15 protein-coding genes are annotated in these 22509 nt (G+C 52.4%); 8 read left to right on the top strand and 7 right to left on the bottom strand.

The annotated features are described in order from the left end of the window. Positions 1 to 19 precede the first annotated feature (19 nt). On the bottom strand, positions 20 to 562 hold the full coding sequence (locus BLU97_RS09845) for a porin family protein (protein ID WP_074761388.1): 543 nt from the start codon (positions 560 to 562) through the stop codon (positions 20 to 22). Between the two features lie 308 nt (positions 563 to 870). Between BLU97_RS09845 and BLU97_RS09840 the strand changes: the two genes are divergently transcribed. Genes BLU97_RS09840 through BLU97_RS09820 form a run of 5 tightly spaced genes read left to right on the top strand, consistent with a single transcriptional unit; the run spans position 871 to position 7253 of the window. Further along, positions 871 to 1905, top strand: coding sequence for a hypothetical protein (locus BLU97_RS09840; protein ID WP_139208983.1), 1035 nt, complete (start codon positions 871 to 873; stop codon positions 1903 to 1905). After that, complete coding sequence (locus BLU97_RS09835; RefSeq protein ID WP_254771699.1) at positions 1895 to 4297, top strand: C13 family peptidase; 2403 nt, start codon at positions 1895 to 1897, stop codon at positions 4295 to 4297. The genes BLU97_RS09840 and BLU97_RS09835 overlap by 11 nt, the downstream gene beginning before the upstream one ends. Before the next feature lie 9 nt (positions 4298 to 4306). Beyond that, a complete protein-coding gene (locus tag BLU97_RS09830) occupies positions 4307 to 4876 on the top strand; it encodes a TlpA family protein disulfide reductase (protein ID WP_254771698.1) in 570 nt (189 codons plus the stop codon). 4 nt (positions 4877 to 4880) lie between these two features. Further along, positions 4881 to 5594 carry a hypothetical protein gene (locus BLU97_RS09825; RefSeq protein WP_074761385.1) on the top strand — a complete coding sequence of 238 codons (714 nt, stop codon included), beginning with the start codon at positions 4881 to 4883 and terminating at the stop codon, positions 5592 to 5594. An 18-nt stretch (positions 5595 to 5612) separates the two neighbouring features. Next, positions 5613 to 7253, top strand: coding sequence for a hypothetical protein (locus BLU97_RS09820; RefSeq protein WP_139208981.1), 1641 nt, complete (start codon positions 5613 to 5615; stop codon positions 7251 to 7253). A gap of 19 nt (positions 7254 to 7272) precedes the next feature. Here the strand turns inward: BLU97_RS09820 and BLU97_RS09815 are convergent, their stop codons facing one another. Beyond that, entirely contained in the window at positions 7273 to 8199 is a 927-nt protein-coding gene (locus tag BLU97_RS09815) for a LysR family transcriptional regulator (RefSeq protein ID WP_074761383.1), read from the bottom strand. Positions 8200 to 8327: 128 nt separating this feature from the next. Here BLU97_RS09815 and BLU97_RS09810 point away from each other — a divergent pair, with 128 nt between their 5' ends. After that, on the top strand, positions 8328 to 9023 hold the full coding sequence (locus tag BLU97_RS09810) for a 4Fe-4S binding protein (RefSeq protein ID WP_074761497.1): 696 nt from the start codon (positions 8328 to 8330) through the stop codon (positions 9021 to 9023). Between the two features lie 119 nt (positions 9024 to 9142). Continuing rightward, the gene (locus BLU97_RS09805) at positions 9143 to 9658 is read left to right on the top strand and encodes a pyridoxamine 5'-phosphate oxidase family protein (protein WP_074761382.1); all 516 of its coding nucleotides are present in this window, start codon (positions 9143 to 9145) and stop codon (positions 9656 to 9658) included. Between the two features lie 5 nt (positions 9659 to 9663). Here the strand turns inward: BLU97_RS09805 and BLU97_RS09800 are convergent, their stop codons facing one another. After that, positions 9664 to 12021 (bottom strand): beta-galactosidase, encoded by a 2358-nt coding sequence (locus BLU97_RS09800; RefSeq protein ID WP_074761496.1) that lies wholly within the window; start codon positions 12019 to 12021, stop codon positions 9664 to 9666. A 129-nt stretch (positions 12022 to 12150) separates the two neighbouring features. Here BLU97_RS09800 and BLU97_RS09795 point away from each other — a divergent pair, with 129 nt between their 5' ends. Beyond that, on the top strand, positions 12151 to 13020 hold the full coding sequence (locus BLU97_RS09795) for an AraC family transcriptional regulator (protein WP_074761381.1): 870 nt from the start codon (positions 12151 to 12153) through the stop codon (positions 13018 to 13020). On the opposite strand, the gene BLU97_RS09790 is transcribed toward BLU97_RS09795, so the two are convergent. The 4 genes from BLU97_RS09790 to BLU97_RS09775 form a co-directional block, all read right to left on the bottom strand. Next, positions 13011 to 15674, bottom strand: a complete 2664-nt coding sequence (locus tag BLU97_RS09790; protein ID WP_074761380.1) for a hypothetical protein — start codon at positions 15672 to 15674, stop codon at positions 13011 to 13013. The genes BLU97_RS09795 and BLU97_RS09790 overlap by 10 nt on opposite strands. A gap of 6 nt (positions 15675 to 15680) precedes the next feature. After that, entirely contained in the window at positions 15681 to 18980 is a 3300-nt protein-coding gene (locus tag BLU97_RS09785) for a DUF5107 domain-containing protein (RefSeq protein WP_074761379.1), read from the bottom strand. A 29-nt stretch (positions 18981 to 19009) separates the two neighbouring features. Continuing rightward, complete coding sequence (locus tag BLU97_RS09780; protein WP_074761378.1) at positions 19010 to 20305, bottom strand: sugar porter family MFS transporter; 1296 nt, start codon at positions 20303 to 20305, stop codon at positions 19010 to 19012. Between the two features lie 167 nt (positions 20306 to 20472). Beyond that, positions 20473 to 22473, bottom strand: a complete 2001-nt coding sequence (locus BLU97_RS09775) for a RagB/SusD family nutrient uptake outer membrane protein (protein ID WP_074761377.1) — start codon at positions 22471 to 22473, stop codon at positions 20473 to 20475. Positions 22474 to 22509 lie beyond the last annotated feature (36 nt).

Here is a 22509-nt window from a genome sequence, read left to right as displayed (position 1 = left end):
CTAAATATGGAATTACTTTTTAGAATGGGATCTTGTATCCCAGAGTCAGCATAATCACGCTGTTCTTGTTTTTTCCTACATCCTTACCAACATTAGTAAGACCGAGGTTGTAGCGAGCGTCGATGACAAAGTCGCTAAACTCGTACGAAGCTCCCAGAGGAATTGAGAAATCAGTCTTGTTGCAGAGCTCCTTAAAGTCAAGACCTTCAGCCTTGGCCTTGGTCAGGAAACCAACCTGTACACCAGCCTTCAGGGCAAAACCAGGAGCCACATACACGTTAGCCAGTACAGGCACGTTAATATACTCCAAGGTATTCTTCACGCCGTCGGCCTTAGCACCCTGCTGTGTGTAAAGTAAACCTGCTGAGAGACCGAAGTTATCGGTGCACATATAGCCCACCTCAGCACCGGCCACCAGACCAAACTTCATGTCGTTGTCGTTGTTAGTCACAGTAGCCAGTGTAGCACCTACCATAGGCTTCAAGTATGCCTTACCAGCCACCTGGGCGTTAACTGTTACAGCTGCAATCATCATAGCAGCAATCATCATAAGCTTTTTCATAATCTTTCCTTGTTTGTTAATAAATAATATTGTTAATAGGATTGTTTCATCACCTTTTTAAGTTTCGTTTGCAAATTTAGACATTTCTTCGACACAATAGAACAATATTTGTGTTAATAAATATTAATCAACCCAAAATTCTCATATTTATGTCAAAAAAGTACAACTCAAGCCTGTATTTTTATCCTAACTGCGTGGTTTTTAGGCAGGTACTTAAAAAAAAGCACGAAAAGATTTGGATTTTCAAAAATACTTTGTATATTTGCAGCATTATTACTAACGACGGAACAATGACGAGAAACAATCTTTTGACACTATTACTAGGTATTTTTATCATTTTAACAGGCTGTACGAAAGACGGCGATACGATATACCAGATAAATCCCAACGAGGAGAAGCCAAGCACGGCTCCGCTCGTCACCGTGATCTATGGCCCTAACAGTCTGGGCGACCGCTCGTATTGCGACAAGATATACAGGGGTATTGAGGCTTCGGCTAGTAAGCGTGGGCTCAGAACCCTGCATCTGATGCCTGAGAGCATGGAGCAGGGGCTGGCCTATCTGGAGATGATGTTCCAGCAGATGGAGAGTGCCCAGGACAGCGTGAGCCGCTTGTTTATCGCCACCAGTCCCGTTTATGATGAGTTTATCCGTAAGAACAACCACCGTCTGGAGCGTAATCCCTATGCCGATCTGCTCTATCTGGAAACATCGACACCCCTGGAGGGCAAAGGCTCAACGCTCTACATCGACTATTATGGCGCGATGTATATGGCAGGACGCCTAAGCCATTTTGATATCTATGATAAAGTGCTATTGGTGCTGGCGAATCCCTACACACAGTCGGTCGTTGAAGCCGGGGATGGCTTTGTGGATGGTTTTGAGTCTGACGTTCCGAAATACAAAATGTCACTCGTCATCAAGTATCTGAGCAACGAACCAGGTGGCGGATTCCAACTGGCTGACACCACGGCATTGCGCATATTCGAAGAGGTTCGTATACCTAATAATAGAGTATGCTTGGTCCCTGTCTGCGGTGGTGCCATGAATGCCTTTTTCCGCATCTTACCTGATAACGCCTTTTATATGAGCATTGATGACTTTATTTATCTCAGACAGTGCTATAATTATGTTAACGTCATCAAGAATATAGATACGGTGCTGGACGACTATTTAGAAAAATGGGAAATCGGCACCATGCCCAAGCACCAGACGCTGGGACTGGATGACGGGGGGACGGACTTGTATTTCCTGTGGGGAAGAGACTGGTTTAGCGGTGATATTAACATGGATAGTCTACGTCAGGTAGCCATCAGAAAGGAGGGGGAACGGTATGGGAAGTAAGATGGAAGATGTAAGATGTAAGATGGCTGATGGCAGATGGATGATGTGGCTCTGCGCTGCACTATTCACTATTCACTGTTCACTATTCACTGCTTGCAAGCAGGAGGATGACACCATTGTGTATAAGGACTCGCGCCGATGGGTGGAGAAGACGGTGGCTGTGGTAGCCCCGCTGAATGATCCTATCATGAAGGCCCGATTGGAGCGTACGGCTGAGTGGATGCTCAGCAGTCTGCATAACGCCCAGTTGCACGATACGCTCTGCATAGACCTGAAACTGGAGTGGTACGACGAATACGGCACCGACCTGAAGGCATTAGCCGAACGGTTGGCAAACCGTGATGACCTGATGGCCGTGATAGGCCCCTTCGACAGCGACAACGTGAACATTCTGGCTCCCTACTGTCAGCAGACCCACAAGCCGCTTATCCTGCCTACTGCCACCAGCGAGACGGTGATACGACGCTTCGCTATCACCAGCACGGGCGATGGGCAGCAGCCCTTCCTCTGGTCGCTCACCGAGACCGATGTGTCGCTCTCGGAGGTGATGCAGAGCCGTCATGCTGCCACCATCCAGATGGATGAGGATTATGCCAAATATGCTGATTATTCAGGACTATTCACACCCAACACCACATACGGTCAGACGTTCTATGAGTGGGCACCTTTCCAGGCCACTGAGTTGGGCATAGGGTTCAGGTGGAACGTACGGTATACCGACTCGGAAATGCTCTACGAAAAATTGCGAGCTTTTTACGATGATATAGACGATGTATGGTGGTATAACGAAGTGATGCCTGCCTTTGTGGTCATAGAGAGTCTGGAGCAAGTGGCACAGATAGGCAGAATTCGCTATCAGTGGTGGAACGTTGACATTGATGACCACATCACGACTCTGGTGGAAAAAAATGGCTTTAATCTATCCCAAATAAAAGAAGCTTTACACGGTTTTCAGAAGTTAGTAAGCACTTGGTCGCCCATTTATTATGTATTGGCGAACCTCACTGATGAAGGGATAGCGGCACTCGATTTAACTGGTCAGGTCGTTTGCGATCAATATGAGGGTTTTTCACCCTACGCCGATCCGATGACGGGATTCGAGATGAGTTATGAAGGACGCTACGGCACGAAGCCCACCTTCGCCGAGTGTAAGTTCTACGACGCCCTGCTGCTCTCGGCCTTCGCCGCCAACTATATGGAACATCATCAGGAGGTGGATAACCTCAACGACGCCATCATAGCTATCACCACCACCGACAACTTCCTGTCAGGTTATGCCTGGAGCGAGACGGGTATGGAATTATACCTTGCAGCCTTGGAGCAGGGACAACTGATTGGCTTTAAGGGCGCTTCGGGACCTGTGCAGTTCGACAAGGATTGCTACACCGCAGCCCTCAACACCACCTATGTGAACTGGATCATTGATGGAGAGCGAGTGCAGCATATCGGCTATTACAGCCGTAAGGGTAATGCCCAGACGGCCAAAACGCTTGCCTCGTGGAACTGGCTGGTGGAGAATGCCGAGGAGAAGTTCGACCAGCAGTATGGCGGTGCCACGGCTGCCATCACCTATCCCGCGCTTACCGACCAGTATGCCGTGCTGGTGCAGGGCAGTAATGGCTGGATGAACTACCGCCATGAGGCCGATGTGCTGAATATCTACCAGATGCTGAAGGCTGGTGGCTACGACGACGATCACATCATCCTCGTCAGCTCCGACGACGCTGCCAATGCTGCGGAGAATAGCGACCGGGGTGCCGTGCGGACCGATCCCAATGGCAAGAACCTGCGCGAGGGAGCTGTCATCGACTATAAGAATGCCGACCTGACGCCTGCCGACATCGTGAATATCCTGAAGGGCGTGAAGACCGACCGTACGCCTGTAGTATTGCCTGCCGATGCGGGGCAGAATGTGCTGCTGTTCTGGAGTGGGCACGGGCGCAGCAAGGCTACTAGCGGCATCGACGAGATGGCGTGGCGCGACGAACCTGCGGGCAATGGCATGACGGCCGACCTGCTGAGGCAGACACTGCAGCAGATGGCAACGCAGCAGCAGTTCCGTCAAATGCTGGTTTGCCTGGAGCCCTGCTACTCGGCCAATATGGGCAAGGCGCTGGAAGGCATCCCGGGTGTGCTGGCCATCTGCTCGGCAGGGGCTTACGAACAGTCGTTTGCCGACTCATGGAGCAACGAACTGGGTGTTTGGATGTGCGACCGATTCAGTCGCAACCTGGTGGGGCATGTATTGGAGAACCCCGACGGCACCTACCGCGATCTCTACCTATACTGCGCCCAGCACACGCTTGGCTCGCATGTGGGTATCTACAACTACACCAACTTCGGCAACCTCTACACTACGAGCCCGAAGGACTTCTTCGTAAAACGTAAATAATAAATAACAATGAATAAGAACATTCTATGGATGCTGGCCGCCATCCTGTCATACAGCTTTGCGATGACTGCCTGTGGCGGGTGTTCGGCGATAGATGACGAGACTAACGGGGACGAGGTAATCGAAGCCGACAGTCTCGTCGTGGGCGACCAGTTGCCAGAGTTTGAGGTAACGATGAACGACGGTTCGGTGGTACGGACTGCCGACCTCTTGGGTCAGCCCTCGGTGGTGGTGCTGTTCTCCGTAGACTGTATGGACTGCCGCCACCAGCTGCCCGAGATACAGCGGCTGTGGAATATGAACCAGGCCGACAGCCTGATTCAAGGTCAGCGCATACCCATCGTGCTGATAGCACGTGAATGTACGAAAGAGGATATCGAGCCGTTCTGGAAGTTTTCCGAGTTCACCATGCCCTACTCGCCACAGCCCAACCGCCGTGTGTATTCGCTCTTCGCCCCTCGCGTAATCCCCCGCATCTATATCAGCGATGCACAGGGCATTATCCGCTACATGCATGTGGATATAGCCATGCCCACTGCCGAAACGATAGTTAACGAAATAAAGGAATTAAAACAATAGAACTATGAGAAAGAATTTTTTATGGATGATTGCCACCACCCTAACCTGCGCTCTTGCAGCGGGTAGCCTGATTGCCTGCTCGGGCGACTCGGGTGACGACGGCGGTGTAAAGCCTGAGCCCCAACCCGAGGCTAAGACCGAAGTGACAATGATGTACTATCTGAAGGTAAGCAGCGATGTGCTGCAGGTGGCCGACGTAGAGGTGAACTACGTGGACCAGACGGGTGCCAAGAAGAAAGAGGCGCTGACATCGGCCGAGTGGAAGAAAACTTTTAGTGCCAACGCACTACCACTTACCGAGGGTCTCTGGGCCAAGATAACGCCTAAAGCATCGATAGCCGAAGGCTCTTATCAGCTTAACCTCACTACAGCTGCTGGCTACGAGGCCAAACTACCTACTGGTAAGACCATCGCCGATGCCTTTGGCAGCAGCGCCAGCACAACACCCAGCACCGCCAAAACGGCCGACAACGTAGCCACCTGGTGCGCCCAGAGCACCGCCATCGCCTTTACGGTAGGAGCCGAAGGCTATGCCAAAACCGCCACCGTGGATTTCGGAGGCAATAGCCACATTGATACCTCATCGCTGTTTCCCGAGTGCTTTACTCTCTCGAGTATATTTAATTTCAGTTCATCAAACTGCAACGAAGAAACAAACAACGAGAAAGCAGGTACTTTGAACGATTACGACGTTAACGACAACCGCCTATGGTGGTAACATAAAAACCCAAACGATATGAAACATATAAGCATAACCGCACTCGCAATAGCAGCTATCATGATGGCTGGCTGCACTAACGGCTACGACGATATGATGCCGCAACAGCCCGGACAGCAGGCACAATCAGCCAACCGGGTAGTAACGCTTACCACCACCGTTGGTTTCGACGGCAATGCACAAACGCGCAGCCTGTACGACGACGGACTGAAGATATTTGCCATAGGCGACAAGATAGCCGTGGTTTACCAGAACACCAGCGGCGAGATGGTGAAACAGGAAGTAACCCTTGCGCTGGCCGACATTAAGAACAACGGCAAGTACGCCCGACTGACGATAACAGCCACCAACCCACAGAGCGATGGCAAACTAAGGATAGTGTACCCTGCCAGCATGGCCAACGACGACGGCACGGTGGATATGAACCAGATATACAACGAGCAGGACGGCTCACTGGACACATTCGGCAATAAATACGACGTGGCCGCTTACGATGGTAAGCTGGATGGCGCGGCACTGCCCAAAAACGCACCACTATCCAACCAGCTAGCCGTTTGTAACTTTACCATCAAGGACGATGGTAATGCATTCATAACCAGTAGCATTACCAAACTTACCATCAAGAACGGAAAGGATGTGTATCACGTTACCACCTCGTACTTAAACAACATCTGGGTGGGTATAAAGCCCATCACCTCGGGTGATATCGAAGTCTATGCAGCCAAGCGCAAAGAGCTGTACCGCAAAAAGGTTACCAGCAACACCAGCCTTGCTGCCAACACCATCACCCCCATCAACATTAAAGTATCGCTGATTGAGGGTGCCACATCGGGCTTGTTCACCGCTAACGAAGATGGCGACCTGATTTATTTCTCACGGGGTAACCTGACAACGATGTTCACCAGCCACTGGGACAATTGGAGCTTTGCCGATAAGCAGTACGGCTATATAGGCCAAGCCCCGGGCAACACCTGTATCGACATCGACGACCGCTATTATGGCTGCGTGGTCGACCTTTTTGGCTGGAGTACAAACGCCAACACCAACTATTTTGGCGTTAACGTGAGCGATGAAGACGAAACTTACATGGGCGACTTTTACGATTGGGGAATAGCCAACATTCGTAATGGCGGCGGCAGGAACAAGTGGCGAACACCCAGCGCTACGGAGTATACCCACCTGCTGTTTCAGCGCTCGGGCACAACTATCAACGGCGTAAGCAACGCCCGCTTTGTAAGGGCCTACATCGGCAATTACAAAACAGGTGGTCTGATTCTATTCCCCGATCACTATGTGCATCCTGACGAGCTGAAGTTGCCCGGATCGCAATTTATCAACAACAGAGCACACAGCGAGGCAGATGGCGCCGGAACATACGACTTGTATACGACTTACGAATGGTTGCAAATGGAGGCCGCAGGTGCGGTGTTCCTGCCCGCTGCAGGATTGCGCGTGGGTACCGAAGTGGCCGTGAGATACTACGGGCAGCGACAAGGCTACCATACATCATCCATATACGCTGGCGTCTACGTTTGGACCATGGGCACCGACCTGCGACGCTTAGGTAGCAGCACCGAGTGCAGTTTCGAAACCGGTATATGGGAAAAGAACCGCCACGTAGGCTGCTCGGTACGCTTGATAGGCCCTGTTGAGCAGTAAGCATTGCGCTTTTGGCATATCACAGCTTGATACCAAACTTAACTATCCGCTCCTCCATCATCCCCTCGGGCATGAATCGGAGGAGCGTTTTTGTGATGGTATTCAGCATGGCCTGGCGGATGTAGTCCTCGCGGATGTAGAGCGACACACGGCGCTGCGACAGGTAATCGCCCTCGATACGGCGCACATTCTCACGCTGCGCATCCGTCAGAAACGGCAGGTGCATCTCGGGGATAATAGTAAAGCCGCCATTCTCATCCACTATACGTATCAGGGTATCGATACTGCCAGCCTCGTACACCCTGCGGCCCTTGGTGCGCGCCTTGCAGAAGCTGAACGCGCTGTCGCGCAGGCACTGGGCATCGCGCATAATCCACATCTTTTCGTGCTCTAGATTCTCGGGGTGGAACACGGGCAGCTTGCGCCAGCAGTCGGCCGAGAGATACACCATAAAACGCTCGGTATAAAGCGGAATCTCGAGTATGCCCTGCTGGGCGTGGCCACCGGTGGCGATAGCACCATCGATATGCCCCTGCAGCAGTTCGGCCAGCATGGCATCGCCCTTAAGCTCGTTGATAGTCAGTCGCACCTGCGGATAATCCTCGGTGTAATAACGGATAAACTTGGGCAGGATATAGGGCGAGATGCTGGATGCAACACACAGGCGCAGATCGCCAGCCACGTCGCCTTTGTCCTCGTTCACCAGCTCGTGGATGCGCTCGGTCTCGGCGATGGCACGCTCGGCCTGGCGGATAATCTTCTCGCCGGCAATGGTGGGCGTAACAGCCTTGCTGCTACGCTCAAAGATACGAACGTCGAGCTCGTCCTCCAACTTTACCAACATGGCACTCAGGGTGGGTTGCGTTATGCCTAAGGCGTCGGCTGCCTTGGCAAAACTACGGTAGCGATCGATGGCTACAATGTACTTTAACTGCTGTAATGTCATACGTATAGATATTTATCATAGATTATATCGATGCAAAGATAGATAAAATAATTCGTATATCTATCAAAATATGCGTAATTTTGCACCGTGAAAAGATAAAAAAGGTAAAAAGTAAAAAGGTAAAAAGTATGGCAAAACAATTTCACCGACATTTTAAAACACCCGGAAAGCCACTCTACTGGATTATCATCGCCTACATACTGCTGGGCTGGTTTTTCCCAGTAATCGGTCTGGCGGCAATCATCTGTATGGTTGGTCCGGTGCTGTTCAGTATCTGGAAGGGCCGCTGGTGGTGCGGCAATGTGTGTCCGCGCGGCAATCTGTACAGCCGACTGCTGTCGAAGTACTCACCCCACCGCGAGATTCCTAAATTTGTGCGCACCTTCGGGTTCCGCCTGTTCATGGTATTCTTTATCTTCACCATGTTTGGCATACAGCTGAGCTTTGTGCCCTGGAGCGAGGGCGGACTGGCCATGTGGGCCGGCATCGGCAAGGTGTTCTGGACCATCATCGTGGTAACCACCATCGTAGGTGTGGCGCTGGCGTTCATCTATGCCCCACGCACCTGGTGCACGTTCTGTCCCATGGGCACCATCTCTAACTGGGTGTCGCCCAAGCACGCCCCGCTGCCCAAGGCATTCACTAATGTACACGTATCGAGCGCCTGCCAGATGAAGTGTAAGAGCTGCGCCCGCGTGTGCCCCATGCAGCTCACCCCGTACGACTCGCGCGGCGAGGAATCGGGCTACTTAGACCCCGACTGCATCAAGTGCGGCAAGTGCACCCTGGCCTGCCCCACCAAGATAATGAGCATGAAACATTAATACCAACACAATTATTTATATATAGCATAGAAATAATGCGAATGAAAGTCTCAGACATGATTGTATGTCTGAGATTTTTTCCGTAACTTTGCGGCCAAATACAAAGATTAAAAAGAAATATGAGAAAAGTAAGCAGACAGATGGATGCCGCCTTTGCACTGGAGGTGCTGGACAAGGCTCCATACGTAACAGTAAGCATGACGCGACCCGACGGGACTCCTTACGGATTGCCCCTGTCGCTGGCGCGTACCGATGAGAAAACGTTTTATTTCCACTGTGCCTTGGAGGGCGACAAGCTGGATTGCATAGCACATCAGCCGACGGTATTCCTGTCGGCAGTTACCAAATGCGCGCCAACTGTAGGACCGAAGGACGGCAGTTTTACCCTGCAATTCAAATCGGCCACTGCCGTAGGTAAGGCTGAGCTGGTGAGCGACCGCGAAGAGAAGATAGCCGGATTGCGCGCCATCTGCGAGCGATTCCTACCCCACCACATGGATGCGTTTGACGATGCCATCGCCCGCAGCCTTGACCATACAGCCATAGTTCGCATCACCCTGACCGAGCCTCCCGTTGGCAAGCGCAAACAGTACGACAAACAGGGCGAAGAGATGAAATACGGCCGTATGGAATAAACCCACTAAAACTTGATATCGAACTTATATTCGGGGATTACTTCTACGTTCTGGATATCTACCACAGGGCCGTGTTCGAAATTGGGCACGGCCTTTTTGGGCAGATCGCCTAAGAAGGGGGCGTTCTTTCGCAGCGGACGGAAATAGAACGTCAGCGGGTCGGTCTTTAAATCGTTGGCATAGCGCTTCAAACCTATCGTCCAGGGCTCGCCATGATAAAACTCGTCCTGCACCAGCTGGCCCTTCATAAAGGCCATAGCCACATCGCCCACATAGTGGATGCGGAGGAAAAACTCTGAAGCCTCTCCCCCTGCCCCTCTCCAAGTAGAGAGGGGAGTTTTTACTGATACCGACATGCGGCGGGGACCGGCTTTCTTTACCTCGAACTGGGGCGTAACAGGTGCTACGCTGGCTGTCTGAGCCTTAAAGCCCTGACGGCTAGGATACACCACGTAGTTTACCTGATGGTTGCCAAGACTTAACAGCGTGGCGCCATCGGCGGCAGGCAGCACGGTGGCATCGGTTATCAGCAAACGGCCGTTAACCTTGAGCGCATTCAGCGCCTGCTGGCGGGTAAGCGTGGTAACCTTGATGGTGCGGCCAGAAGCCGTTTTTAAGGCAAAAGTACTCTTAAAACCTGCCACAGGTTTAAAGAAATGCTTCCCCTTTACGGTGGTAGCATCAAACAGATATTCGGTAGCCATACCATCGGGCGAAAAGAAGAAATAATGCTCGGCATCACCATCCTTCAACTTTGCAAGCAGCTGTGCGGTGGCGTATTTCAGCAACGCGCCATCCATATCTAGATTGAAAGGCAGGATAACACTCTGATCCTTGCCAAGCGTAAACCCTCCCTGAGTGGGAATGTTTAATGTTTCATGTTTCATGTTTAATCTAACCTGCAGGTTAGTCTGGTCGTGGCGCAGGGTGTCGTGGTCCTGAAAGTTGACCATAAACAAGAATCCGCTGCCATCCTTGATACGGGCGGCATAGCGCAGGTGGTCGCGGTTGTCGGGTGTCATCTGCTGCCAATCGGCTGGCAGAACGGGCTCCATGGGCGCCAGCAGATGGCCGAAATCGGCCAGGAAGGTGTGCAGCAGTCGCAGGTTGCGATACATCTTACCTTCCAATCCGAACTCGCCGATAGGTGCCTGGAAATCGTAGCTTACCTTGGGCATACCCATAGGCTCGTCCTGGAACGAGCCCACACCACCAATCTGCTTGGGCGTGCTGCCACCATGATACATGTAATAGCCAATGCCATTGCTACCGCTACCCAAGGTGCGCACCATCAGGCCCTCGGCAGCCTGAGCCGTTACTATCGGGCGGGCGCCATAAATCATCTGTATGCCAGCGCCCATTTCGGCACAGAACGAGGGGTAATCGGCAGGGTTATAACGCGTAGGCGCATAATCAGCCTCCTTGGTTAAATCCTTAAACATCAGGAATTTAGACATGTGAGGCTTAGCCCAGAAGGGATAGGTATAGGCTGCTGTAACGGGGATGGCCTCGCCCTCGATAACAGCCGCATTACCCCACCCTGTGGCGGTGTAGAAAGGCACATCGATACCAGCCTCAACGGCCATCTTTTTAAGCAGCTGCATGTGCAGGTTACCCATCTCGGCACCTGTGGCCTTACGCGCCTGGTTGCCCACACCTATCATGGCCTCGCCGGCATTGTAGCTGGCTGCCGTATTATCCTTGGGTTCGCCAGCATAGGTAATGGCCCATGGGGCTGCCGAATGCTGCATCTCGTTCTCAACCTGACAACCGATAATCGGTCCGCCATCCTTATAATACAGGCCCTGCAACTGCTTGCCAATCTCGGTATAGAGTCGCTTAACAATCTTCAGGTATTCGGGATCGTTACTGCGCACCTCCAAGGGCTTGGCAAACAGCCAGTCGGGAAAACCGCCACTGCGAATCTCGCCATGGCAGAACGGGCCGATACGCACAATCACCTGCATATCATGCTTTTTACAAAGCTCGATAAAGCGGCGCAGGTTACGCTGACCATCCCAACGGAACTGCCCCTCGACCTCCTCGTGCAGGCTCCAGAACACATAGGTGGGGATAACGGTTACGCCACCCGCCTTCATCTTCAGGATCTCCTCTTCCCACTGCTCGGCCGGGTAGCGGCTGTAGTGGAACTCGCCCATCACGGGGATAACGGGCTTGCCTGCCATCGACATATAAAAACTGTTTACATCGATACGCTCGCCCTGCGGGTTTACACCACCCATACGCAGGTGGTTGCTACGTATCTGCTTAGGCTGCGCAGGCTCGTTAAGCTGGTACACCTGCTGTGCCTGAACCGAAGTTCCGACGGCCAACGCAGCTATCATGAAAAATTGTTTCATCATATTCATTATCATTTTGGATGCAAAAATACTACATTAAAATCTTATTCACATGGACAAAAGCATCATATATTATGGATTTTTTTGTGATATTACTTGCGTAACTCGCGGCTTTTGCGTATTTTTGCGGCGATGATTAAGAAGAAAGACGGTTTCCAGGGCGAACAGAAGGTGGTGCTGCCACCGGTGTTGATCGAGATGGAAGAGCACGATGAGCTCTGCCAGAGTTTGTATATTACCGATATCGGCTACTATCCCAAGGCCGAACACCACCAGCGCACCCGCGAAAAGGCCATTCCCCAGTATGTGCTGATATACTGTGTTGAGGGCGACGGCTGGTACCAGGTGGATGGCAAGCGCCACCAGGTAAGCAAGAACCAGTACTTTATTCTGCCAGCCCACAAACCGCACGCCTACGGCACCCAACAAAGCTGGACCATCTACTGGGTACACTTTGCAGGCACGGCAGCCCATGTGTATGCCCAAGGTGCCGCCACGCCGCAGAGCATTAACGTAGCCATCAACTCACGCATTGGCGAACGCCTGAACATCTTCGAGGAGATATTAGGCACACTCTGCGCCGGCAAGGAGCTTGAGGATATGCGCTACGCCAGTAGTCTGCTGCACCATTTCTTAGCATCCATGCGCTATTTAGGTCAGTTCCGCCGCGCCAAAGCCGAAGCACCAACCGACATTGTTGACCAAGCCATCCACTACATGCGCGAGAATATCGAGAACCGCATGATGATGGACGATGTGCTGCGCTACGTGGGCTACTCGCAGAGCCACTTCAACACGCTGTTTAAAAAGAAAACGGGTGTTAGTCCTATCACCTACTTTAACCACCTTAAAATAGAACATGCCTGCAGGCTGTTACGCACTACAGACATGAAAATAAATATGATTTGCTATAAAGTAGGCATCGAGGATCCGCTCTATTTTTCGCGCCTGTTCTCAAAACTCATGGGCATGAGTCCTACCGATTACCGCAATCAGTTGTAAATCGAGTTGGCATCGGTCTTCTGGTCAACCGATTTCTCCAGAATCAGGCTGCGCACATCCTGCTCCGATAGCTGCATGGCGGGCTCGAATGCATCGCTCAGCATATACTGCACCAAGCTGTACTGCATCTGTCGCAACTCGGGCAGATGGGCATCGGTCAGCAGGTCGATGCTCGAGAATATCAGACTACCCTTACCCACCTTTGCCTCGAACACCTGCGCCAAGCGGCGATTGTTCACAAAGTTATCTACACTCTCAACGATAGGCTGTACGGGCGCGATGCTATCCAGCACCATCACGCGACTACGCTTAACCAGGTTCCACCACTGCCAGTTGCTGTGCATCTCGGTGGGGAAGTTGGCCAATGCCGGGTGCTGCGGGTTGCACAGCAAGCCCATGGTGCCAGCCTGCTTGGGGAAGTGTACCGGACTCCAGAATACAGGCAGGAACTTGCCTTCCAAGCCCTTGATGGTAGCAGTTTTTGGCGACAGCAGCACCTTCTTGCCCTTCTTCAAGGCCTTCATAGCCTCGTCCACATCGGCTGTAACCACCAACTTTTCACTATTCACTTTTAGTTTTTCACTTATATCGGGATATACCCAGATGTTCCAGCGATTTCGCCATGGCGTGTCTTTGATGGCTACCACCAGCTCCAGGCGCTGCGCCTTCTCTACCTTGTTTAGGGCTATCTTTATGTTCTCGCCAGTTCCCTCGGCATAGGCATTGCCAGCCTCATCGTTCAGCTGCCAGCTAATGGTTTTATCGACCATCGTTTCAAAACTGTAGTTGGCAATATCCACCTTGGCGATAAATGTCTCGTCGGCCTTCCACACAGCCTTATCAAACTGGGCCAAAGGCACCACGGGCGCACAAGCCTCGCGGAAACGCTGCGGCTCTACCAAGCCCTTACTGTCCCAAAAGGCATCCAGCAGTCCTACCAGCGCCGTTCCCTGTCCGGGGAAATCGTGCAGATCCAGCAGTTGGAAACCGCTCTGCTGTGGCGTTTTCAGCGCACGCTCTATCTCCTCCTTGTAAAGGATGGCAGCCAGCTTTCCCGATGCCTTCAGATAGTCGTCGGCACGGTTCAGCAAGCCCTTCTGCTGCAGGTCGTTGCGTATCGCCTTAAAGTTCAGCGGGTTCAGCACACCCGTGTACTTATCTATCTCCTTGATGTTTGGATACACGCTGTACTGCCCTATCTCGTGACTTACCAATGGCACCGTAATGTTTTTGGCGGCCTCACGATAGTCGCTCTTAAAGTCGGGCACACGCTCATCAAACACGCCCTGCCCGCGCACCCATCCGTTGTCCGTCCACTGGGTAATAAAAATATCATCCTCGGGCTCCTGCTTTACGCCGTGTCCTTTCTCAAAGGTAAAGGTCGATGTTACGTAAAGGTGTCGTGGGTCCTGCTGCTTCATGTAATGCGTCAGTTGGTTCAGGAAGTCGAAGTCAGGCTGCAGCTCGTTACCACAGCTGATGATGCACAGCGATGGATGGTTGCCGTAGTTGCGGACAATGTTGTCGAACTCCTGATACAGGAACTTGGCGGTTGCTGTATCCTTGTTCACCGTGAGCGACCAGTTGGGCAGCTCCACCTGACAGTAGAATCCCATCTTATCGGCCACACGAAAAGCAGCCTCGGGCGGGCACCACGAGTGGAAACGCAGGTGGTTCAGGCCATACTCGCGGGCGGTGGTAAACACCTTCATCCAGCCGCGTTCGTCCGTTGGTGGTGTGCCTGTTAGCGGGAAGATGCAGCACTCTAATGTGCCCCTTAGGAAGGTTGGATGACCATTGATGAGCAGGCGATTGCCCACAGCCTTAAAGCTGCGCATACCAAAGCTCACCGTTTTGGTTTGTCCGCCCGCCATCACGCTCAGGGTGTACAGGTGCGGGTTAAACTCGCTCCACAGCTGTGCATCGGCCATCGGCAGCACATACTCGCCAGCAGCCACCTTGGTGGGCTTTACCGCCTGTCCGTCAAGCATAAACTGCGGTTCTTTCTTCGCATCCAGCAGCGATACTTTTATGCGTGCCTGCTGCTTGTCAACCTCAGGATACACCTGCACATCGCCTATCTCAGGCGCCACGCTCAGCTCCATACGTCCCAACACGCCGTTCCACATTATCTGTGTGTCGTTGGTGTAGGCATGCGCCAGGTTATCCACTGTTATATCGTGCAGTTTGTTGTTGTCGATGGTTATGGTTAGCGTGTGCTTGCCAGGGGTCAGCCCGTCCATTATATTAAATAGGTGCGGTGTGGTTAGGCTCTCCTGCATCTGGCCCAGGTCCTTGTCATCTATCATCACGCGGCTGCGCCACATCACACGCTCCAGCAGCAGCTGCAAGGGTTTGCCAGCCATCTCCTGGGGGATGATGATTTCGCGCTCGTAAGTAGCCGTACCAATGTACTGGTGGTTACGTGTCAGTCGCGACAGCTGCGGCTTTTGTAGCGCAGGCTGCAGCGTGTTAGGCGTGCCAATGCCCGCCCCGTCAAGTGTGCCAGGCAGGGCGATAGGCTGCACCTTACCGGTGCCAAGCCTAACCTGCCACTTGCCACTTAAACTCATGGTTTGCTGTGCCGACGCCGTCAGCATCATCAAACACGACAGAAAACATACTATACCTTTTATACCAATACCTTTAATCATATCACGTTAGTTGTTTTCGGCGGCCATCAGGGTGCGGAACTGGCGGGCGCCTAGGTGATTATTGTCCATTTCCTCTACCTCAGCCAGATATTTCATGGCCTTTTCCTTGTCGCCCATGCCGTAATAGCCCAGGGCGAGCATGTACAGGCAGTGGATGCGGTTAAGCTCGTCGAGGTCGCCCTCCCAAACCAGCAGGTCGGGCAGCGATACGGCAAAGTAGTCCATCACCACATGGTCGAAGATGTGCTGCTTGCCGTAGTTAATGAGCTTATGGAACAGCGAGCGGGCCTTATCTTCCTGACCGAGTTTGCGGTAGCACAGGGCGGCATAGAAGATTTTATCGGGCTTAGCATCGTTGTAGTACATAGCGGCAGCGGGCTCGGTTGGGCCTACGATACCTTCCTCATATCGACCCAGGAAGTAGAGGAAGTCGTTATCCTGCGAGCCATAGAGCTTGCCCTCGCCCAAATGATGTGGGAACACGAGGCACTCCTCAAGAAGCTGCTTGGCGCGGGCATCGTTGGCATTCTTTTGCAGCAGCTGCTTGGCAATCTCAAGGCGGCACATCTGGTACTGACCGCTCACCTTGCCTTCGCCACCCTCCCATGGATGGAAGATGCGGTTATCAATCAACGCCTTAGCCTCTTCGTAGCGGCCCAGCATATTGAGCAGAGTGGCATGTTCGAGCACGAGGTCGTCGCGGCGCTCTATCAGCTCGGCATGCTGCTCGTAGAAGGCCAGGCGCTCGGCATGCGGACGGTGCAGGCGCTTGTAAAGCTGGGCGAGCTCCATGAAGATGCGCTCATCGTTCTCATCCAGATGGAAGGCGCGCTCCATATATTCGAGTGCCTGCTCATGATTGCCCTGCTTATTGAAGCGTGCGAGAGCCAGGTTGCGCCATACGGTTGGAAAGTTAGGGTCGAGCTTGGCCGAGAGTTCCCAATTCTCGATAGCCAAATCGTACTGGCGCTTGTCGTAATACAGGCAGCCCAGATAGTAAGGTGCCTTGGGATCGTGAATTAGCTTAAAGGCCTCGAGCATACGTGCATCTTCCAATCGATTAGGGAAGCAATAATCGGGAGACGCAGTTATAGCCTTGTTGACATACTCCTTAACATCGGCCAAACCCATAACATTTGCCAGATAATAATAGGTGAGTGGCGACTCCTCTACCCCACGCTTGATGGCGGCTTGCAGCACCAGCGCAGCCTCGTTGTTCAAACCGGCCTGCATATAATCGAGGGCTGTTTCGTGGTAGTTATAGATGTTGCCGTGCATGAGTTCTACCATGCGATTGAGCGGTGCATCATCGCCTGTAAGCAGGTGCTCCTCGACCATGCACACATAGCTGAATGGATCAATGGTGTACGACTCCGTAATCCAAGCCAAAGCCTCATCTTTTCGACCTAATTTGCGCAGCACGGCAGCCTTCATGGCACGTGCCTTGTGGTTATGACTGTTGCTAATGAGGGCGCGTTCGAGTTCGTCGAGCGCATCCTCCCATTTTTCAGCAGCGATGCTGATGCAGGCGGCCTCGAAATAGCCGGCATCGGCCCAACCCTTGTTCCAGGTAGATTTCCAGAAGCAATTGTAGGCCACACCATATTGCCCCAGCAGCTTATTAACAACACCCAGATAAAACAGAGCCTCGCCATCATAGGGGTTGGGATTGCGCTTTTTCTGAACCTTTACGGCTGTTTCGAGATAGGTTATAGCCTTATCGAAACGAGCGCGGCGCAGGTACCATAAGCCCATCTGCATGTTACAGCGGTAATCCATAGGATCGCGGCGCAGAGCCTCCTCGTAATAATCGAGTGCGCTCCATGTGGCATGTCGATACTGCTCGAGGTGCAAACCTGTAAGGTAAAGCTGATCGACAGTCTTGGTATCCTGTGGCGAGAGCGCAGCCTCGGCGGCATCGGGGATAGGACGGATTTTATCATCCTCGGCATGCCACTCTAACAATGGAAGCATGCGGGGATTCTCTGGACGATCGATGGTCAAAAACATATCGCTTAACTGCGCATCCTGGGTATCCACCGTCTCTATGAGCACCTCCTCGGGAGAGAGGGTTACTACCTGATTATAATACTCATGGCTGAATTTATCCTCGAGTACAATGCGTACCTCTTTCTTCGAAGTAGCCAGAATCTTAAAGGTGGTATGGGTAGCATCAGCCTGCTCGATATTCATCACGAAATCCTTTGAGGCCTGCTTGACGATGCCCACCTCGCGATAAGGCATGAAGTACTGCACAAACTGTTTCTCCTCGTAAGGCATCAGCCAGGTAAAGTCGGGCTGGTTCTCGGTATATACGCCTGCCATCAGCTCGATATAGGGACGGAAGCCCTCGCGATCGATATGCCACTGAGCCATCTCCTCGGGTGTAGCCTCGTCGGTGAGGTTGCGGTCCCAAGCGCGACCAAAGTCGCCGTTACCCCAAGTCCATTGCTTCTTGCCTGGCGAGTAGTGGTGACTGGCCACATGCAGCATGCCACCCTTGGTATCGTTCTCGTAACCACCCTCGAAGTCAAAGCGCGAGTTTACACCCATATAGCTGGTGGGTACGAAGATATTTTTATAGTTAGAGATATCGACACCAGCCGAATAGTCCATCTTATAATAGGTGCCTGTGGCGATGGGGAAGCTGCTTACGGCACGCTTTCCATGATCGAACACGGCATTGATATCGGGTGGGAACACACTCTGGTAGGCATCGTTAACCTCAACGGCTGGGTTGGCCCACCACAGGAATGTCTGCGGCAGATTGGTGCGATTGCTGACGCGACCCTGAATTTCGAGATAAGCACAACCAGGGCGCAGGGTAAAGCCTGCCATACCCTTTTGGTGGAACATGCGCTCCATCTCGTTTACCCATACGGTGATAGAGCCATCCTCGTTCTCAACAATGGTGCTATCAACGGGCATGTAGGTGGATGGACGATGGTGCTGGGGCCAGTTAAACTCGATACCACCGCTAATCCAAGGACCAGCTAAGCCTACCAATGCGGGCTTAATAACATGATTATAATACACAAAGTGGCGCTGCTTAATCTTATCGTAAGCCATCTGCACACGTCCGCCCAGTTCGGGCAGTATCATCACCTTGATATACTCGTTCTCGATATAAACGGCCTTATACTCTTTATCCACCTTCTCGTCGCTCATCGACTCGATAACGGGATAAGGATATACCACGCCACTAGAACCCTGATAAACACGTTTTTCCAGGAACATCGGGTTCTTCTCGGGCTTTCCTACTTCGTAGGTAGGAATAGTCACGATTTCTCTCCAAGCTTTTACCATATTTTAATTTTTACATTTTTACATTATCCCTACTTCACGAGTTCACTCTCCAGCTCCTCCAGACTCTTGCCTTTGGTTTCGGGGCAGTTGCGCAGCAGATAGATAAAGGCACACACGCAGATGCCGCTATAAATCCAGAACGTACCGCTACTGCCTAAAGCCGCATTCATGGATGGGAACGAGAAGGTAAGCGTGCAACAGCCCACCCAAAGGGCAAAGGTACACGTAGCCATGGCGATGCCACGCACGCGGTGTGGGAATATCTCGGCCAACAGCGTCCACGTAACAGGGCCTAACGTCATAGCATACACAGAGATAGCAGCCACTACCAGGGCTACCATCAGCATGCCCGTCATACCCATAAAGTAACAGGTGCCAAGCGTAAGGTAAATCAGTCCCAGTCCGCCAGCGCCAATCAGAATGAGCGTACGGCGGCCCCACTTCTCGATGGTATAGAGTGCCACAAAGGTAAACACCACGTTGGCGATACCTGTGATGACGATATTGATAAACATACCATCCACATCGAAGCCTGCACCCACAAAAATCTCCTGAGCGTAGTTGAAAATCACGTTGGTGCCGCACCACTGCTGGAATACGGCTATAACCAAACCCAACAGCAAAACCTTGCCATATTTCTGCTGGAACAGTTCGCCCAAACCAGCCTCGCGCTTCAGCGAGCCATCAGTTTTGCCCTGCTTTAATGCCAAATACACTGGGCTCTCGGGTATGAAGAAACTCATCAGTAGGAACAGCGCTGCAGGAACGGTTTCGGCCCAGAACATCCAGCGCCAGCCCCACTCTACATTCCACGCCTGACTCTCGGCTACAGCCGTATCGCGCGCCAACAGCATGTTTACGATTTGCGCACCAAGTATACCAAGCACAATGGTCATCTGGTTCAGACTCACCATGCGACCGCGAATCTCAGCCGGACTCACCTCGGCTATATACATAGGTGCCAAGGCCGAAGCCACACCGATGCCTATACCACCCACAAAACGGGCGATATTAAATAAGGTGAAATCATTGAACAAGCCCGTGGCGATGGCCGACACCGTAAACAGTACTGCCGATGTCATCAACAGCGGTTTGCGACCGTACTTATCGGCAGCGGCACCTGCCACCATAGCGCCTACCAGACAACCAATCAAGGCAGTAGTCATAGCTACACCTTGCATCAAAGGCGAATGGCTAATGTCAAAATACAACTCATAAAAGGGTTTGGCACCGCCTATCACCACCCAGTCGTAACCAAAAAGCAGTCCGCCCATGGCCGACACGGCGCAGATGAAATACAGAAAACCTTTGTTATAGCTTTGCATATCTTTAAACGTTTTTAATTTTCACGGTGCAAAGGTAATGTATTTCCCGTACAACACACATAGAAAAAACAACGATAAAACATGGATTATTTTACGGCATAGTAAAAAACAAAAAAAGGTCCCCCGCCAAATGGCGAGAGACCCTTGAATGGATATCTGATATCAGATTACTGCTGTGCAGGGGCATCGGTCTCGGTGGGCCAGTATGGGTTCTGGTACATCGGACTCTGATCGATGCTGGCGTGGTCGGGTGCTGTCAGCAGGAACTGGCGCAGAGGCAGTGGCTGCAGATAGTAGGCCATACGCCAGGTCAGACCGTTAGCGTAGTTGTTGTTGGTCATGTTAACCACGTGTGGGCAGTGATACTCGCTGATGCTCTTCTGCGATACGTTCGAGCTGCTCGAGCCATCGGCCACGAGGTCGTTATACCACTTCTCCATCGGTGTGTTCCACAGGTGGATACCCTCGGCATAAACAGGCTTCTTGATCAGCTGCTCGTAGGCGCGCCAGCGCTTCAGGTCCATGTCGCGCAAGCCCTCGGCCAAGAACTCACAGCTGCGCTCACGACGGATGTTGTAGAGTGTAGCATCGGTGAGCAGCTCGCCAGCGGTGTAAGCACCCCAGTCGAGTGTCTCCTTGGTCATGTCGGTAGCAGCGATGGTCACCTGAGGATCGATGGCAGCACCGGTGAATCCGGCAGCCTCGCGCACCTTCTTCCAGTACTCCAGAATCTTGCCCGAGTTGATGTTCTTGGTGAGCATATACTCAGCCTCGATGTAGTTGAGCAGTGCCTCGGTGGCACGGAAGATAACGCAAGCGTTGTAGCTACCGCCATTGGCAGTGAGCGAACGGTCGAAAGTCATACCCTTGCGGATAGCGTAACCAGTGATATATCCATCCTCGGCATTAGCGTTGGTGATGTTTGGTGTAGGCTCTGTCTGAGTCCAGTGTGTACCGGCATCGTCGGTCACGTTCTTAAAGCAGTTCACCTGTCCGGGCACCTTCAGCATCACCTGCAGGCGTGGGTCGCGGTTCTCAACCACCTTGGCAATCTCAGAGTCGTCGTAGGTATAGGCCGAAGCGTAGATAGGCTTACCATCGGCCATCACGTAGCGCTCCACCAGCGAACGGGTCACGCCTGTACCGATGTTACCCTTCTCAACAGCCACCTCGATATCGTTGTTCAGGCCCAGCGACTTGCTGTACTCGCGCCACAGCAGAATCTCGCTCTTGCCTGTGCAGTTGGTAGTGCCCCACAACTCGAGGTAAGGATTGCTCTCGCCCTCGGCCTGAGGAACCACGCCGTTGTTGATAGTCAGGCTGTTCTTATACTTCTCGGCCACCTCCTCGGCTGCTGCAGCAGCAGTCTCGAAGAAGTACTTAGCCTCGTTCTCTATCGAACCAGTGGGGAACTGGTAGCCAGGATTCTTGGCAGCACCGGGCCATCCTGCACCATTGGGCACGAATGGAGTGCCGGCAAAGTTGGTGAGCCATGAACCCATGTAGAGGGCCACGCGGCTCTTGAACAGCTTGGCAGCGTCGGCCGAGATGCGGGTGTGGCGCTTCTCAAAGTCGGGCTTCATGTAAGTGATGGCTGTATCCAGGTTGTTCACGATGAAACGAGCCACCTCGTTACAAGGCTGACGATGGCTGGCTGCTACGAGCACTGCCTCGTTATCGGGCAGAGCCTCGGTCAGGATAGGCAGGTCGCCATACTTCTTCAGCATGTCGAAGTAAGCATAGGCACGGAAGAAATAAATCTCGCCCACATACTGACGGATGTTGGTCTCGTTGCCGCTGATGGCATTCTGGGCCAACTTAGCCTTGAGCTCAGCCAGCTGATAGTTCACGTTGCGGATGTTACCCCACGACCAGTCGCCCTCGCTCTGGGCGGTGTGCCACAGATTGGCCGAGAATTTGACGCTTGGTGTGCGGGCTGCCTGAACGTCGGTATTGTTATCGTTAGTGTAGGTTCCGTAGTCCCAACCGCCATGACCAGGCATGATGTCCTGATAAAAACGGTTTGCTACAGCCTGCACCTGATCCTCGCTGGTGTAGAAATTCTCTGGTGTCAGCGATGATGGTGGCTCCTGCTCCAGATAGTCGGTACATGAAGTAACGCCAGCTGCGAGAGCCAATGCTATGAATGATGATTTATAGAGTTTCATAATTTCCTAATCTTTTTTTTACGTGAATGTTTACCA

The organism is Xylanibacter ruminicola (genome assembly GCF_900107775.1).
In the GTDB taxonomy this organism is placed as follows: Bacteria; Bacteroidota; Bacteroidia; order Bacteroidales; family Bacteroidaceae; genus Prevotella; species Prevotella ruminicola_C.
The sequence above is the reverse complement of the archived record's forward strand: the minus strand, read 5'-3'. Positions and strand labels throughout refer to the sequence as shown.